Consider the following 16,207-nt stretch of genomic DNA (forward strand, 5'->3'; position numbering starts at 1 on the left):
TAAAGTTAGTTTGTCTAGCATCTAAAAATAAAAATTGACGTTTCACGTTGTTTGTTTCGTTCAGTTTTCAAAGAACTACTTGGTCGCTCATTTGCGACTTCCTTATGTTAACATCTTCGTTTTTCGATGTCAACTAAGTTTTTTAATTTCTTTTTTGTCGTTTTCTGCGTTTCCGCATCAGCGACGGTTATTAATATATCATGGTGAAAATTGAAATGCAACACCTTTTATAAACTTTTTTTAAAACCACCCACATTTCTTTTTTAATATCATATACTTAAACGAAATATCTCTTTCATGTATAAGCAATTCCTACATATATTCTATATAAAGTTACTCTATCAAAAAACGTTTCTTTCTATAATAAACGTTTTATTCCTATAAAATATCATACAAGGAGGAATACATATGGACTATACCGATTTATTACTCAAACTAGGTCTCTCGGCTATTTTAGGATTCGCCATCGGTTTAGAACGTGAATTAAAACGTAAACCACTTGGTTTAAAGACTTGTTTAGTTATCTCTATTATTAGTTGCCTCCTCACTATTGTTTCTATTAAAGCAGCTTACAATTTACCACATACCGACCATATGAATATGGACCCCCTTCGACTTGCTGCTCAAATTGTATCAGGAATTGGTTTTTTAGGTGCAGGTGTTATTTTACGAAGAGGAAACGATAGTATTGCTGGGCTAACGACCGCCGCCATGATTTGGGGTGCTTCTGGTATTGGCATTGCCGTTGGAGCTGGTTTCTATATTGAAGCGATTTTCGGAATGTGCTTCCTTATGATTAGTGTAGAACTTATACCATTAACGATGAAATTTATAGGACCTAGGTCATTTCGTCAACGTGATATCGCAGTGAAACTTGTTGTACGAAATATGGACAATATCCCGATCGTAATTGAAGAAATAAAAGAAATGGATATAAAAGTTAAGAACATGAAGCTCAAAACATTGGAAAATGGTTCGCACTATTTACATTTAAAATTGTCTATCGATCAAAAAAGACATACTGCTGATGTTTATTATGCTCTTCAACACCTTGAAAGTGTTCAACAAACTGAAGTTGAAAGTATGTAATAGAAAACAAACTCTCTTTTAAATTAGAGAGTTTTTCTTTTTTCTATAATGGTAACAATGAATGTAGTCCTGCAAAGTAAGGAGGAATTAGCAATTGAAATCCCGTCCAAATTTAGTAGATACATTTCGTGATTCCATTATTTTTCGTTTAATTTGCTTTATTGTTGTACTTACTGCTTTTTCCGGCTTTCTTATACATAGATTAGAACCATCGCACTTCACCACATGGTTTGATGGAATTTGGTGGTCAATCGTTACAATTTTCACTGTTGGCTATGGTGACTTTGCCCCACATACACTAATAGGCAAACTCATCGGTATGAGTATTATTTTATTTGGAACCGGTTTTTGTTCTTATTATATGGTTCTATTCGCCACTGATATGATTAATAAACAATATATGAAAGTTAAAGGAGAAGAAGCTGCGACTGCTAGCGGTCATATGATTATTGTCGGCTGGAACGAACGGGCAAAACATGTTGTAAAACAAATGCACATCTTACAACCAAACCTTGATATCGTTTTAATTGATGAAACACTTTCTTTACTTCCAAAACCATTTCATCATTTAGAGTTTATAAAAGGTTGTCCACATCACGATCAAACGTTATTAAAAGCTAACATTACAACGGCACACACCATATTAATAACGGCTGATAAAGAAAAAAATGAAAGCTTAGCTGATACACAGTCCATCTTAAATATTTTAACTGCAAAAGGACTTAATCCAAACATTCATTGCATCGCTGAACTTCTTACTTCGGATCAAATTCAAAATGCAACGAGAGCTGGTGTATCAGAAATTATAGAAGGAAATAAATTAACGAGCTATGTATTTACCGCTTCTCTTTTATTTCCTTCTATTTCAGGTGTACTATTCTCACTTTACGATGAAATCTCTGATAACAAATTACAACTGATGGAGCTTTCTCCGCCTTGCACCGGACAAACTTTTGCAAATTGTAGCTATACTCTTTTAAAACAAAACATTCTCTTACTAGGTATAAAGCGTGACGATCAATATATGATTAACCCAGTCCATACCTTCATTCTTATCGAAAGCGACATACTCATTGTTATTCACCATTAAAAAAGTGACGCTCTAGTTCCTGTACTAATACTTTCCCAATATTAATATACTTACTTTTCACATGTCCATCTGGATCTTTCGGCTCAGCAAATTGATCAAATCCGCTCGTTCCAGCTGTTAAAGCATTCACATTATCATCTAGTTCGTCTTGATACACATGCGAAAGAATATACGGCGTTTCAAGACGGACTATTACACCAGGCACATCTAATTCCCCATCCACAGCTGTAAATGGCACTCGTAAAAATTGATAGCCATCTTCTTCGTCGATTTTGTAATCAAAGCACCCTTTATCGTAATCCCAATTGCCACCAATACTATATCCAAGTGGTTTCATAACCTCTTCTAACTTATATAACGCATATGTATGTCCTTTTAACTTTGATTGAATCGGAATCAAGCCCATCCCTCCAAGACTTTTCCTTTAGCATACCCATTCTAGTTTGAATATACCGATGGACATTTCAGTAAAATAATAAAAAGCGACCGGAGATCCGGTCGCTTTTTATTATTTTAAACGCTCTTCTAATTCTGCTTTCAATTCTTCAAATCCTGGTTTACCAAGTAAAGCAAACATGTTTTTCTTGTATGCTTCTACTCCTGGTTGGTCAAATGGATTTACGCCTAATAAGTAGCCGCTCATCGCACATGCTTTTTCGAAGAAGTATACAAGGTAACCGAATGTGTACTCATTTAATTCAGGAATATTTACGATTAAGTTTGGTACTCCACCATCGCTATGTGCAAGTAATGTACCTTCGTATGCTTTTGTGTTTACGAAGTCTACAGTTTCACCAGCAAGGTAGTTTAATCCATCTAAATCGTTTTCTTCTGATTCGATTGTCAGTTCATGTGTAGATTTACCCACTTTAAGAACTGTTTCAAATAAGTCACGACGACCTTCTTGAACGTATTGACCTAATGAGTGTAAGTCAGTTGAGAAATTTGCTGAAGATGGGAAAATACCTTTTTGATCTTTTCCTTCACTTTCACCAAATAACTGTTTCCACCACTCAGCGAAGTATTGAAGTGCTGGCTCATAGTTAACAAGCATTTCAATTGTTTTTCCTTTATTGTATAAAGCGTTACGAACTACTGCGTATTGATAAGCTGGGTTTTCTTCTAGTTCTGATGCCCCGAAGTCGTCATGGCCAGCAGCTGCCCCTTTCATCATCTCTTCAATATTTAAGCCACTTACTGCGATTGGTAATAAACCAACTGGCGTTAATACAGAGAAACGTCCTCCAACATCATCTGGAATTACGAATGTTTCGTAGCCTTCGTTATCAGCTAATGTTTTTAATGCACCACGCGCTTTATCTGTAGTTGCATAAATACGTTGGCGAGCTTCTTCTTTTCCATACTTCTCTTCTAATAACTTACGGAAAATACGGAATGCAAGTGCAGGCTCTGTTGTTGTACCTGATTTGGAAATAACGTTAATAGAGAAGTCTTTACCTTCTAATACATCCATTAAATCTTTCATGTAAGTGGAGCTAATGTTTTGTCCAACAAATAGCACTTGTGGAGTTTTACGTTGTTCTTTAGAAAGCGTATTGTAGAATGAATGGTTTAACATTTCGATTGCTGCACGTGCTCCTAGGTAAGAACCACCGATACCTACAACAAGTAAAATGTCAGAGTCATTTTTAATTTTTTCTGCGCATTTTTGAATGCGAGCAAATTCTTCTTTGTCATATTGAAGCGGAAGCTCTACCCACCCAAGGAAATCGTTCCCAGCTCCAGTTTTTTCGTGGATTGCATGATGTGTTACTTTCACTGCATCACGTAAATAAGTGATTTCATGTTCACCGATGAAGGATAACGCTTTAGAATAGTCGAACGTTACGTGTGTACTCATCTTTTTCCCTCCAATTATGGATATGTATTTCTGTATTCACTTTAGCGAAACTGAAGTTGTAAATCAAGCGATTCAACCAGTGTAAACGTAACCAATATATATTTTTTAGAAAAAGTTCATTTTTTGCATAAAAATTCGCATTTTTCGGTATAGATGTATATACATCCTTTTTTCACACATTTTTTATGTATAAAAACAACATAACTGCACCATTCTATAAAAGAGTTGATTAACTCAGCGCTTGCTCATGCTTCACAATTAAGGGGGGCTTTTTCATGAGTACATTGCAACGTATCGCATTAGTCTTTACTGTAATTGGTGCAGTAAACTGGGGACTAATCGGGTTCTTCCAGTTTGACTTAGTAGCAGCCATTTTCGGCGGACAAAACTCAGCTCTTGCACGTATTATTTACGGCATCGTTGGTATATCTGGGCTTATCAATCTTGGTTTACTCTTTAAACCATCTGAAAATCTTGGTACACACCCAGAAACAAACGAAATTCGATAACCAGTATGTCCTCTTCACCTCCGACATACGAATATGATTGCATGCAATCATATTTGCAAATATATATCATAAGATAAAGTAAAAGAGGAACGCTCATATGCGCTCCTCTTTTACTTTGTTAACTCGGACTCTTCAATCCATTCTGTCAGCTTTTCTCGCAACGTATTAAATCCGTCCTTAGATGGATTCGGTATAAGAATCCTTCCTTGTTTTCTTTTCGCCGCTTTTAACGATAAACTCATTTTTCTGTGCTCTTCATCAATTGAAAGTACTTTTACTTCTACTGTATCGCCGACTTTCAAAAAGTCATGAATATCCTTTACATATCCATTTGTAATTTCAGATATATGCACAAGTCCTTGTGTTTCTGCATCTAACGCTACAAATGCACCGTAATCTTGAATTCCAGTCACTTTCCCTGTTACAACCACTCCTGTTGTATATTGTTCTGACATATGAAACACTCCCATACGTTTACCATTTTCTCTACAAATGTAGATTGCAAAACAGATGTACTTATTTTAAATATCCGATTAATTAGTACGCCTGTTACGTATCGCTGCCTAACAGGCGCATACCTTATATTAGTAAATTATACCACTATGACAGAACTCATTCAAAATTCACGAAAAAATTTCCTGTAGCACGTATAATTCTCCAATATTGGGATAGAATACTAACACATGGCTTTCTAGTATTCCCCCCCTTTTATGGACAAAACGTATTATGTTTTGTCCTTTTTTTATTCTCAACGAACCGTTCCATTCTCTTCATTGCTTCCATAAGTTGTTCAAGCGATGTTGCATACGAACAACGAATAAATCCTTCACCACTTTCTCCAAATACACTTCCAGGTACAACAGCCACTTTTTCTTCTAGTAATAACTGTTCTGCAAATTCCACTGAAGTTAGTCCAGTTGAGGCAACAGAAGGAAAGACATAAAACGCTCCGCCCGGCACATGACACGTTAATCCCATCTCATTGAAAGATGTCGCCATAAAATTACGGCGTTTCTTATAGCTATCTCTCATTCGAATGACTTCATCATTCCCTCCGCGTAATGCTTCAAGAGCTGCGAACTGGGACATCGTTGGTGCACACATCATGGAATATTGATGAATTTTAAGCATCAACTCTGAAAATTGAACGGGAGCTGCGATCATACCGAGACGCCATCCTGTCATCGCAAATCCTTTTGAAAATCCCGAAATTAAAATCGTATGTTCGCGCATGTTTTGAATGCTCGCGAAACTCGTATACACTTCGTCATATACAAGCTCTGCATAAATTTCATCAGATAATACGATTAAATTGTACTTCTCAACCATTACTGCTAACTTTTCTAGTTCGGATTTGTTTAACATTGCACCTGTTGGATTATTAGGGGAACAAAGTAAAATTGCCTTTGTTTTCGCTGTAATAGCTGCTTCAATTTGTTCGGGTTGTACTTTAAACTCTTTTTCTAAAGTAGTCGCTATAGGAACTGGAACTCCTCCAGCTAATGTTACAAGCGGTGCATAAGAAACGAAGCTCGGTTCAATAATGAGTACTTCATCATCAGGATTTATAATGGCACGCATCGCTACATCTAACGCTTGGCTCGCTCCAACTGTAACAATGATTTCATCGTTTGGATCATAAGATACTGCAAATTGTTTTTTTAGATACTTTGCTATTTCTTGACGGAGCTCCAATAATCCTGCATTTGCTGTATACGCTGTATATCCTTGCTCTAAAGAACGGATACATGCTTGCCTTACATTCCAAGGTGTAACAAAGTCAGGCTCTCCCACTCCAAGTGAAATAACACCTTTCATACTTGCGGCTAAATCGAAAAACTTTCGAATACCAGACGGTTGTAAAGATTCTGCTACTCTAGATAGTTCAAACTGCTTCATGGTGTCACCACAATCCGCTTATCATCATCGTTTTTTTCATAAATAATTCCCTCATGTTTATACTTCTTCAAAATGAAATGAGTTGTTGTAGAAACGACAGATTCAATCGTTGCTAATTTCTCAGAAACAAACATCGCTACTTCTCCCATCGTCTTTCCTTCTAATGTAATAGAAAGATCATATGTCCCTGACATTAAATACACGGATTTCACTTCTGAATAGCGATAAATTTGTTCAGCAACTGCATCAAACCCAACACCGTGCTTCGGCGTAACTTTCACATCAATCATCGCTGTTAAACCCGTATGTTCTTTTACTTTTGTCCAATCAATATGTGTTACATAATCCACAATAATCTTTTCACTTTCTAATTTCGCAACCATCTTCTTCACTTCTTCTGCTTCTATATTTAACAGCTTTGCCAATGTATCTACAGACAAACGACTACTTTTTTCAAGACAAGCCAATAATTCTAATTCCTTTTCAGTCACCATATAAATCATCCTTCCTTTTCGTTTCTGTCTAAATTATACAAATACCCTTTCCAGTTTGAAAAGAAGATTTTTTTAGAGAATTATGTCAAAATAAAGTGAAACTTTAATCAGTGGAAAGGTTCATCCCGCTGATTATTAGTTGATCCAATCGGGCATTTACGGACAGTTGCTTTCCAACTTATATTCTTTGCCTTAGCTGTTCTTCAAGGTGGAAAGCTTACTGTCCTTTAATGCGGGGTAAAGTGAAACTTTAATCAGCGGAAAGGTTCATCCCGCTGATTATTAGCCCACACCAATCGGACTTTTACGGGCAGTTAGTCTCCCCCTATCTTCTTTGCTTCAGGCATTTTTAGGGGCGGGAGGCTTATTGTCCGTTAACAAGGGATAAAAGTGAGAGGGGATGGAACCGTGAAACCAAAAGTATATATCGCTGAACCAGTTCCAACATTTGTAGAAAACTATTTATCAGAACACTGTGATTATGAAACATGGAATCAAAATGAGAAAGTACCTCGTGATGTTCTATTAGAGAAAATACAAGATAAAGATGGGTTATTAAATTTCGGATCTGCCATAAATGAAGAATTGTTAAATGTTGCACCGAAATTAAAAGTAGTGAGTAACATTTCTGTTGGCTATGATAATTTTGATTTACTAGCGATGGAAAAGCGAAATGTCATCGGAACGAATACACCATACGTATTGGATGATACAGTAGCTGACCTCGTTTTCGCTCTTATGTTATCTGCTGGTCGTCGTGTTTGCGAACTCGATTCCTATGTGAAAAATGGTGAGTGGAACGCTGAAATCGGAAAAGAACATTTCGGACTAGATGTGCACCATAGTACAATCGGTATTATCGGAATGGGACGAATTGGTGAGGCCGTTGCAAAACGAGCAAAATTCGGATTTGATATGGATGTTCTTTATTATAACCGTCGCCGTAAAGAAGAAGCAGAGCAAAAATTCGATGCTACATATTGTGATTTACAGACGCTACTAAAACAGTCTGACTTTATTGTTCTTCTTACTCCATTAACAGATGAAACGTATCATCTTATCGGAGAAAAGGAATTTTCATTAATGAAAGAAACAGCAATCTTCATTAATGCTTCTCGCGGGAAAACAGTAGATGAAGAAGCTTTAATCCATGCCTTAACAGAAAAGAAAATCTTTGCAGCAGGCATTGATACTTTTACACAAGAGCCGATTCAAAAAGATAATCCGCTCTTATCATTACAAAAGGTTGTGACTTTACCGCACATCGGATCTGCGACATTAAAAACTCGGCAGCAAATGGCCATGACAGCCGCTGAAAATTTAGTTGCAGGGTTACAAGGAAAAACACCGCCTAATATTGTTCGCGGGTAATGATGAATAAGTGAAAGGCAAGATGACAATGTCATCTTGCCTTTTTTTGTTAACATATTTTTTTCTACCTTGGAGATGATATGAACAAAAATCAATGGAGTGACAAAAAATGAATCATGAATATACTTGTCCTTATTTCACTTTTTCCACTCGCGGCACTACTATTCATTACGAATTGTATGAACATAAAAATAAAACAAAACGTCCTACTTTCGTACTCGTTCACGGCTTTTTATCTTCCTCATTCAGTTACCGCCGTCTCATTCCTTTACTATCGAAAGCAGGAACAGTACTGGCTCTTGATTTGCCTCCATTCGGAAAAAGTGATAAGTCTCATCTCTTTAAGTATTCTTATCACAATTTAGCAACCATTATTATCGATTTAATCGAACATTTATCTCTCTCAAATATTGTGTTAATTGGGCATTCTATGGGCGGGCAAATTTCTCTCTATGTAAACCGTATACGTCCTGAACTAATCTCAAAGACGATTTTACTATGTAGCTCTAGCTATTTAGCACGCGCAACCTTACCTTTACTGTATTCTTCTTATTTACCGTTCTTTCATTTATACGTAAAGAACTGGATTATAAGGCGCGGAATTGTTCATAACTTAATGAATGTCGTTCATGATCACTCATTAATTGATGATGAAATGAAGGAAGGCTACTCCGCTCCTTTTTATGACAACCGTATATTCCCCGCCCTAACTCGCATGATACGAGACCGTGAAGGTGACTTATCTTCAACTGAATTACAAAAAATTGAAACGCCTATACTACTCATTTGGGGTGAAAAAGATCGCGTCGTCCCTGTACATGTAGGACACCGTCTCCATAAAGATTTACCGAATTCAACATTTATCTCTTACGAAAATACAGGGCATTTACTACCTGAGGAAAAGCCTGAACATGTTTATGAAGAAATTATCGCTTTTTCCGCGCAATAAAGTGAAACTTTAATCAGCGGAATGTTTCACCCCGCTGATTATTAGCCCGCACCAATCGGGCTTTTACGAGCAGTGGGTCTCCCACCTCACTTCTTTGCCTCAACCGTCTTTTTAGGTGGGGGTCTTACTGCCCTGCAAATAGCGGGATAATATAAAAAAGACTGTCGGAAATTCCGACAGTCTATAATGAGCAACTTCCGCCTTCTTTTAATACAAGTAACTCTTCAGCTAATTTCTCACATTTTTCAAGCGCAGGTACTTCCTCAAAAGACATAAAGTATATATGTTGAATCTTCTTTGCAATATATTTCGAATCGTCAAACACAGTTACGACGTTCACTACATCGCTCGCTTCTGTTTCATAAAACTCCGGTCCCATTCGAAACGGATCCCAATTCTTCACAACCTCTATCATCTTTTCATATGTACCCATCTACTTCCCGCCTTTTCACTTTTTAATACTTTTCTTTATCCTATCACATCAGCTATTCTATAAGAAGAGAGAGAACTTTCATAACTTAGCAGTTTCACAGAAGAAAGGGGCAAACATATGCAGCTATTTCATAAAACGGTAAATCGGCGCGGAACACATAGTACAAAATGGGATACTTATAAAAACGAAGAACTCATTCATGCCTGGATTGCCGATATGGATTTTGAAGTACCAAAACCAATTCAAACTGCATTACAAAAACGTATCGAACACCCTATTTTTGGCTATACACTTCCACCTGAACATATTGGAGACATTATTTGTAACTGGACAAAAAAACAGTACAACTGGGATATTCAAAAAGAATGGATCGTATTTAGTGCGGGGATCGTTCCAGCTCTTAGTACGAGCATACAAGCTTTCACAAAAGAAAACGAACCCGTTCTTGTACAACCACCTATTTATCCTCCATTTTTCGAAATGGTTACAACAAACAACAGACAATTATGCGTGAGCCCATTATATAAACAAAATGGCGCATATATGATAGACTTCGATCATTTAGAAAAACAATTTCAACAAGGGATTAAACTAATGCTTCTTTGTAGTCCTCACAATCCTATTGGACGCGTTTGGACGAAAGACGAGCTAATGAAGCTCGGAGCGTTATGTACAAAATATAATGTAATTGTTGTCTCAGACGAAATTCATGCCGATATTATTTACGGAGATCGTACTCATACACCATTCGCCTCTTTATCTGAAGAATTAGCAGCACGTACCATTACTTGTATGGCTCCAAGTAAAACATTTAATATAGCTGGATTACAAGCATCTATCATTATTATTCCAAATGAAAAACTACGTAATACCTTTACGTCTATTCAATATAGACAAGGGTTCCATGGGCTAAATATATTTGCTTATACAGCGATGCAAAGCGCCTATACAGAATGTAATGATTGGCTAAATGAAATCCGACTATATATAGAAGATAACGCTCAATTCGCTTGTGAATATATCAAAAATCACATACCTACTCTTTCCGTAACGAAGCCCGAAGGTAGCTTTTTATTATGGATTGATTGTTCTCACCTAAAACTTTCTCAAAACGAGCGCACCACGTTACTTGAGGAAAAAGGAAAACTTATCGTCGAACCTGGTGAAAAGTACGGATTAGGCGGCGAAGAACATATTCGAATTAACATTGGCTGCCCACGATCTGTTTTAGAAGAAATTTTAAACAGACTGCGCCATACGTTTTCATAATAAGAAAGGAGCCTGCCCACGAATCAATTTGGGGCAGGCTCCTTTCTCAATTGTTGTCGGTAAATTGATATATTTTAAAAATCGCTGATATATGTTGAGTTGCGGTCGATATATTCCCATAATTGCTGATATATTTCCGATTACGTTTCACAAAGAAAGCTACCATCCACGGTAGCTTTTACTTTTTCTTCATATCCGACGCTTTTTTTACAATCACACCGCAAGCAATTCGATCACCAGATTTACCCGTTGGTTGTGTCATGCCATCATCAGGGTTTTCAGTAATAATAATAGACGCTCCATCTTTTCTATGAATCGTCGTTTTCCCTTCTTCAAGCGTTATGTGCGGTGCATCGATATCCGCTTTAATCTTTCCAGAACCATCTGCAATTACATTCGGTAAATCACCATTTTCCGCACCCTTCGGATTGAGTAAGCCATGCTTTTTATTATCTGGATTAAAATGATTACCAGACGATTCAAAACGAGGCGCTTTACACTCTCCAATTTCATGTACATGTATGCCGTGCGGACCAGGTGCGAAACCTTCCCCTTTAATCGTAATTTTCACTCCACTTGTTTGCTGAACTACTTTCGCAGTCCCTACTTCATCTCCTGAAGCATTATGTAATTTCACTTCAATTTCTTTCGGCTTTCCTTGGTCACAACCTGCCATCAGAAATAATAAACAACAACTGAAAAAAAGCCGTCTTTTCATTCTATTCCCTCCAAAATACATTCTGCCCTTAGATTGTCCGAGCATAGAGGGAAACATACAAAAATGAATTACCGTTTCTTTTCAGCTAAAAGCTTTTCTTCTACTTTCTGTAATCGCTCTGCTTCTCGTTTGGACACACGAATGAACATACGCCACGTAGCAACGGCACCAATGATAAATAGAACGCAAACAATCCCTGGAATAATATATTCTGTTTTATCTTCCGGAAAATATAAAGGCATCATATGAAACACTCCTTATTGTAGGATTCAAAAACCATCAGAATTTTCTGTTATATTATTTTAAATTATAGTTGAACCAATTCATATTCTCAAGGGGGCGTTCCGAAAGCGAATGATTTCTTTGACTCCTTCTCCTACTTTCCTTACTATAAACTTGAGGTGAAAAATATGAGAGAAACATTTGAAATTGGTGAAATCGTTACTGGTATTTATAAAACGGGCAAATACATCGGCGAAGTTACAAATAGCCGCCCTGGCAGTTACGTCGTAAAAGTATTAGCTGTTTTAAAACATCCGGTGCAAGGTGACTTACATAACGTAAAACAAGCTGACGTACCATTTTTCCATGAAAGACGCGCTTTAGCTTTCCGTGAACAGACAAACATTCCCGAACAAATGGTGAAGAAATATGAAGGAGAGATTCTAGATTATACAGATTCACTCAAATTAGCATTAGAAACTCAAATAAATTCATTTTCTGAAGATGATTCACCTTTTGCGGTTCGTAGTCTAGAAACATTAGAGCAGTTAAAACAAGACTACAAACTTTAAAAAACAAAACGACCAAATTACATACTGTGCAATTTGGTCGTTACTGTGTACTCACTTTCTTTAACACTTTTGAAAAGTCCACGAGTTCCCCTAATGTTGGAGGTGCTGGTTTCACTAAATACTCTTTATCTTTTTCTACTAATTTAAAAATATTGTACGTCGTCATCGCATCATCTAGCGCACAATGATGCTTACCCGTTCCTACTTTTCCATACGCCTCAATCGCTTTCCATAATCCTGTTTGATTTCTTTCTCCAAAAAACTTCTTATACTCAAGCGATAAATCACGACACTGTCCGAAAAACGGAAAAGCTACTCCCGACATTTCACAATTATGCTTCAGCACTTTCATATCCATATTTCCCCACGTTACAATGGTCGGTTTACATCTTTTTTCGTATTCTGCAAGTTTATCAATGAGTTCAGGAAATGAAATTCCTTTATCCACGATTTCTTGTTTAATTCCTAAAAATTTCTTGCATCGATCCGTTAAAGAAGGAAATGTTTTCGGCCTGACATGTGATGAATACGTATCTTCTACCTTACAACCTACAACCGAGACGAGTCCTACCTCAATAATTTCTGGGAAAAATCCTTTTGGTTTCTTTCGATGCTGGGGCATCGTAAACTCAAAATCTAAAAATAAAAATCGTTGTTCATCCATACGATCCCTTCCTTATCATCTTTGTCATTCCTTTCTATTTGACACTCCTACACGAACAAGCTCGAATGCTAATTCCATTTTAAATATTCAGATTGGATGTATCTTATATATATGTCAAATGCCCACAAATATTTTTAAAAATGAGAAAAAATGACCTATGCAGAAAATATGACAAAATCCCTCCTTTCATTTACATCCGCAGTTTTTCTACTTTATAATGACGTTATGTGTGTTTCATCTAGTTAATATTTGACACACTAAGAAAAATGAATGAAAGGAGATGAGATTTTTGCACGAAACAACGCAAGAACTCGCTAACTGGCAGTATTATTTTGCTATCGCAGTCTTTTTAATTACATATGCCATTATTATTTCTGAAAAAATTAATCGCGCTGTCATCGCACTTCTTGGTGCAGCACTCATGGTAATTGTGGGGGTCGTCGATTTACATAACGCCTTTACGAAACATATTGAATGGGGAACGATTACGCTACTCATCGGTATGATGATTTTGGTGAACATTACGAGTAAATCCGGTGTTTTCCAATACGTTGCCATTAAAGCAGCAAAAGGGGCACAAGGAAATCCAATTAAAATTTTAATTTCCCTTTCCCTACTTACCGCGCTTGGCTCCGCATTTTTAGATAACGTTACAACTGTACTTCTTGTTGTTCCAGTTACTTTATCTATTACGCGCATCTTGCAAGTAAATCCTGTTCCTTATTTACTTTCTGAAATTATTTTTTCAAACATTGGGGGAACAGCAACATTAATTGGTGATCCGCCAAATATTATGATTGGTTCTGCAAATAAGCACCTAGACTTCAATGCTTTCTTACTGAATCTAGCACCAATCGTAATTATTATTATTGCAGTTACAGCAACAATACTTTACTTCATGTACCGTAAACAATTAATTGCTGATCCTGTACAAGTTAAAAAATTAATGAGCTTAGATGAAAAACAATACATTAAAGATCCAGTATTAATGAAAAAATCTTTAACAGTACTTGGACTTACAATTGTAGGTTTCATGACTCATTCCATTTTCCATGTTGATGCAGCTATTATCGCCTTGACTGGTGCTACTGTACTTATGCTAATCGGTGTGAAAGAACATGAAATTGAAGAAGTATTCGCAAGCGTAGAATGGGTGACAATTTTCTTCTTCGCGGGACTATTCGTACTCGTTGGAGGACTTATCGATATCGGTCTTATCAAAATGTTAGCTCAAAAGGTAGTCGGAATAACAGGCGGAGATATTTCTCATGCATCTATCCTTATTCTATGGGTATCTGGTATCGCCTCTGCAACAATCGATAACATTCCATTCGTTGCAACAATGATTCCACTTATTAACGATATGGCAGTTGGGCTAGGTTTATCACCTTCTGACGCACAAATCGACGTATTATGGTGGGCATTAGCATTAGGTGCTTGCCTAGGTGGAAACGGAACTTTAATTGGGGCTTCTGCTAACGTAATCGTAGCCGGAATCGCAAGTCGTGAAGGACATAAATTTAGCTACATGGAATTCCTTAAAGTCGGCTTCCCAATTATGATTGTTTCATTAATCATTTCTCATATTTATATTTATTTACGCTATCTTATGTAGTAGAAAAAGGGCTGTCCTATGTGGCAGCCCTTTTTTCTTGGTCAACGAAATATCAATTAACCAACAAAGAGCTGTTCCAAAATAACTTCGAAACAGCTCCCCGCATATATCTACTCGTTATATCTTACCGGCTCATTTCGGATAATGAATAAATGAATCGGCAAGAAAACCGAAAATGTGATTACATGAATAATCGTAAATAGTATAGAGTTCGTTCCGTATCTGTCTAAAATAGCGTAGATGAGATAAATGGACAGCACAATCGATACGGCTGTTGCTAGTAAACTTATAATTGGTACGAAGTTAAAGATAAAACATGCGACATATATACCGAATACTTTCCACCCTGCCTCTTCTTTCAAGAAATCTGGTAATTTATCCTTCGCCAAGTCACCCCACGTCTTACTATTCAAAAATGGAATAAACGCAAGAACCCCATCAGTTGCACCATCATTTTTTGCCATCGTATAAAGTGCAAAAGCCGTTAACAAATACGAAATAATTGCCCAAATTATTATAACAAGAATAAACGCAAAACTAAGAGCAAAGAAACCTGCTAGTACGCTCTGATCTTCCATCTTATCCTCTCCCCTCTCTTTTCAACATATTTCATTACATTGCAAGTTATGTTTTAAAATTTAACCAAACTCTTTGTATAATAAGAGAAGAAAGGTAATAAGAGAGGAGAAACACTTATGCATCCATTTGTACAAGCATTACAAGAGCATTTTACAGCTCATCAAAATCCTGAAAAAGCAGAACCAATGGCTCGTTATATGAAAAATCACTTCCCATTTCTAGGTATTCAAACACCGGAAAGACGCCAATTATTAAAAGACGTCATTCAAATACATACTCTCCCAGATAAAAAAGACTTCCAAATTATCGTACGTGAACTTTGGAACTTACCAGAACGTGAATATCAAGCTGCCGCACTTGATATTATGCAAAAATATAAAAAGCATATAAACGAAACTCATATCCCATTTTTAGAAGAACTTATTGTTACGAAATCTTGGTGGGATTCTGTTGATAGCATCGTCCCTACATTTTTAGGTACTATCTTTTTACAACATCCCGAATTAATTTCTGCATATATTCCAAAATGGATTGCATCAGATAACATATGGTTACAACGTGCCGCTATTTTATTCCAACTAAAATATAAACAAAAGATGGATGAAGAACTTCTTTTCTGGATTATTGGACAACTACATTCTTCAAAAGAATTTTTCATTCAAAAAGCGATCGGCTGGGTTCTTCGCGAGTATGCAAAAACAAAGCCTGATATCGTTTGGGAATACGTGCAAAATAACGAGCTTGCCCCGCTCAGTAAACGTGAAGCAATTAAGCATATTAAACAAAATTACGGAATAAATAACGAAAAAATAGGCGAGACTCTATCATAGATAGACGCGTTCCTCTATTGAGATTTAAAAAAGAACGTGTTAG

19 protein-coding genes are annotated in these 16,207 nt (G+C 36.7%); 9 read left to right on the plus strand and 10 right to left on the minus strand.

Going from position 1 to position 16,207, the window contains the following annotated elements:
- The first annotated feature begins 408 nt into the window (after positions 1-408).
- Positions 409-1,089, plus strand: coding sequence for an MgtC/SapB family protein (locus JDS95_RS22440; protein ID WP_000386692.1), 681 nt, complete (start codon positions 409-411; stop codon positions 1,087-1,089).
- A gap of 94 nt (positions 1,090-1,183) precedes the next feature.
- Positions 1,184-2,179 (plus strand): potassium channel family protein, encoded by a 996-nt coding sequence (locus JDS95_RS22445; RefSeq protein WP_000842336.1) that lies wholly within the window; start codon positions 1,184-1,186, stop codon positions 2,177-2,179.
- Here the strand turns inward: JDS95_RS22445 and JDS95_RS22450 are convergent.
- Both JDS95_RS22450 and JDS95_RS22455 read right to left on the minus strand, forming a co-directional pair.
- On the minus strand, positions 2,166-2,579 hold the full coding sequence (locus JDS95_RS22450; RefSeq protein WP_199690800.1) for a YugN-like family protein: 414 nt from the start codon (positions 2,577-2,579) through the stop codon (positions 2,166-2,168). The two genes, JDS95_RS22445 and JDS95_RS22450, sit on opposite strands and share 14 nt — an antisense overlap.
- A gap of 108 nt (positions 2,580-2,687) precedes the next feature.
- Positions 2,688-4,040, minus strand: coding sequence for a glucose-6-phosphate isomerase (locus tag JDS95_RS22455; protein ID WP_199690801.1), 1,353 nt, complete (start codon positions 4,038-4,040; stop codon positions 2,688-2,690).
- 275 nt (positions 4,041-4,315) lie between these two features.
- Here JDS95_RS22455 and JDS95_RS22460 point away from each other — a divergent pair, with 275 nt between their 5' ends.
- Entirely contained in the window at positions 4,316-4,549 is a 234-nt protein-coding gene (locus JDS95_RS22460; protein ID WP_000105788.1) for a DUF378 domain-containing protein, read from the plus strand.
- A 110-nt stretch (positions 4,550-4,659) separates the two neighbouring features.
- Here the strand turns inward: JDS95_RS22460 and yugI are convergent, their stop codons facing one another.
- The 3 genes from yugI to JDS95_RS22475 form a co-directional block, all read right to left on the minus strand.
- Positions 4,660-5,004 (minus strand): S1 domain-containing post-transcriptional regulator GSP13, encoded by a 345-nt coding sequence (yugI, locus tag JDS95_RS22465; protein ID WP_000003767.1) that lies wholly within the window; start codon positions 5,002-5,004, stop codon positions 4,660-4,662.
- Positions 5,005-5,257: 253 nt separating this feature from the next.
- Positions 5,258-6,448, minus strand: coding sequence for an aminotransferase (locus JDS95_RS22470; RefSeq protein WP_000808548.1), 1,191 nt, complete (start codon positions 6,446-6,448; stop codon positions 5,258-5,260).
- Positions 6,445-6,942, minus strand: a complete 498-nt coding sequence (locus tag JDS95_RS22475; protein WP_000255688.1) for an Lrp/AsnC family transcriptional regulator — start codon at positions 6,940-6,942, stop codon at positions 6,445-6,447. Before JDS95_RS22475 ends, JDS95_RS22470 begins: the two co-directional genes overlap by 4 nt.
- A 384-nt stretch (positions 6,943-7,326) precedes the next feature.
- Between JDS95_RS22475 and JDS95_RS22480 the strand changes: the two genes are divergently transcribed.
- Positions 7,327-8,313, plus strand: a complete 987-nt coding sequence (locus JDS95_RS22480) for a 2-hydroxyacid dehydrogenase (RefSeq protein ID WP_391509443.1) — start codon at positions 7,327-7,329, stop codon at positions 8,311-8,313.
- Positions 8,314-8,422: 109 nt separating this feature from the next.
- On the plus strand, positions 8,423-9,262 hold the full coding sequence (locus JDS95_RS22485) for an alpha/beta fold hydrolase (RefSeq protein WP_001015213.1): 840 nt from the start codon (positions 8,423-8,425) through the stop codon (positions 9,260-9,262).
- Between the two features lie 181 nt (positions 9,263-9,443).
- Here JDS95_RS22485 and JDS95_RS22490 read toward each other — a convergent pair whose 3' ends face one another.
- Positions 9,444-9,695, minus strand: coding sequence for a YugE family protein (locus tag JDS95_RS22490; RefSeq protein ID WP_000537646.1), 252 nt, complete (start codon positions 9,693-9,695; stop codon positions 9,444-9,446).
- A 117-nt stretch (positions 9,696-9,812) separates the two neighbouring features.
- On the opposite strand from JDS95_RS22490, the gene JDS95_RS22495 reads away from it, so the two are divergent.
- On the plus strand, positions 9,813-10,964 hold the full coding sequence (locus JDS95_RS22495) for a MalY/PatB family protein (protein ID WP_098820182.1): 1,152 nt from the start codon (positions 9,813-9,815) through the stop codon (positions 10,962-10,964).
- Between the two features lie 178 nt (positions 10,965-11,142).
- Here the strand turns inward: JDS95_RS22495 and sodC are convergent, their stop codons facing one another.
- Together sodC and JDS95_RS22505 are read right to left on the minus strand one after the other, a co-directional pair.
- Positions 11,143-11,682, minus strand: coding sequence for a superoxide dismutase [Cu-Zn] (gene sodC / locus JDS95_RS22500; protein ID WP_000829097.1), 540 nt, complete (start codon positions 11,680-11,682; stop codon positions 11,143-11,145).
- A gap of 68 nt (positions 11,683-11,750) precedes the next feature.
- Positions 11,751-11,927: a hypothetical protein gene (locus tag JDS95_RS22505; protein ID WP_000982764.1), complete on the minus strand. Its 177-nt coding sequence runs from the start codon at positions 11,925-11,927 to the stop codon at positions 11,751-11,753.
- 165 nt (positions 11,928-12,092) lie between these two features.
- Between JDS95_RS22505 and kapB the strand changes: the two genes are divergently transcribed.
- Entirely contained in the window at positions 12,093-12,476 is a 384-nt protein-coding gene (gene kapB, locus JDS95_RS22510) for a kinase-associated lipoprotein KapB (RefSeq protein ID WP_001209335.1), read from the plus strand.
- A gap of 40 nt (positions 12,477-12,516) precedes the next feature.
- On the opposite strand, the gene kapD is transcribed toward kapB, so the two are convergent.
- Positions 12,517-13,140: a 3'-5' exonuclease KapD gene (kapD, locus tag JDS95_RS22515; protein ID WP_000344367.1), complete on the minus strand. Its 624-nt coding sequence runs from the start codon at positions 13,138-13,140 to the stop codon at positions 12,517-12,519.
- Between the two features lie 289 nt (positions 13,141-13,429).
- Here kapD and JDS95_RS22520 point away from each other — a divergent pair, with 289 nt between their 5' ends.
- On the plus strand, positions 13,430-14,755 hold the full coding sequence (locus JDS95_RS22520) for an ArsB/NhaD family transporter (RefSeq protein ID WP_000545233.1): 1,326 nt from the start codon (positions 13,430-13,432) through the stop codon (positions 14,753-14,755).
- Between the two features lie 110 nt (positions 14,756-14,865).
- On the opposite strand, the gene JDS95_RS22525 is transcribed toward JDS95_RS22520, so the two are convergent.
- A complete protein-coding gene (locus tag JDS95_RS22525) occupies positions 14,866-15,333 on the minus strand; it encodes a hypothetical protein (protein ID WP_000390112.1) in 468 nt (155 codons plus the stop codon).
- Between the two features lie 117 nt (positions 15,334-15,450).
- Here JDS95_RS22525 and JDS95_RS22530 point away from each other — a divergent pair, with 117 nt between their 5' ends.
- Positions 15,451-16,164 (plus strand): DNA alkylation repair protein, encoded by a 714-nt coding sequence (locus JDS95_RS22530; RefSeq protein ID WP_000553335.1) that lies wholly within the window; start codon positions 15,451-15,453, stop codon positions 16,162-16,164.
- The last annotated feature ends 43 nt before the right edge of the window (positions 16,165-16,207 follow it).

This window comes from Bacillus cereus group sp. N24 (genome assembly GCF_016483345.1).
GTDB lineage: Bacteria > Bacillota > Bacilli > Bacillales > Bacillaceae_G > Bacillus_A > Bacillus_A toyonensis.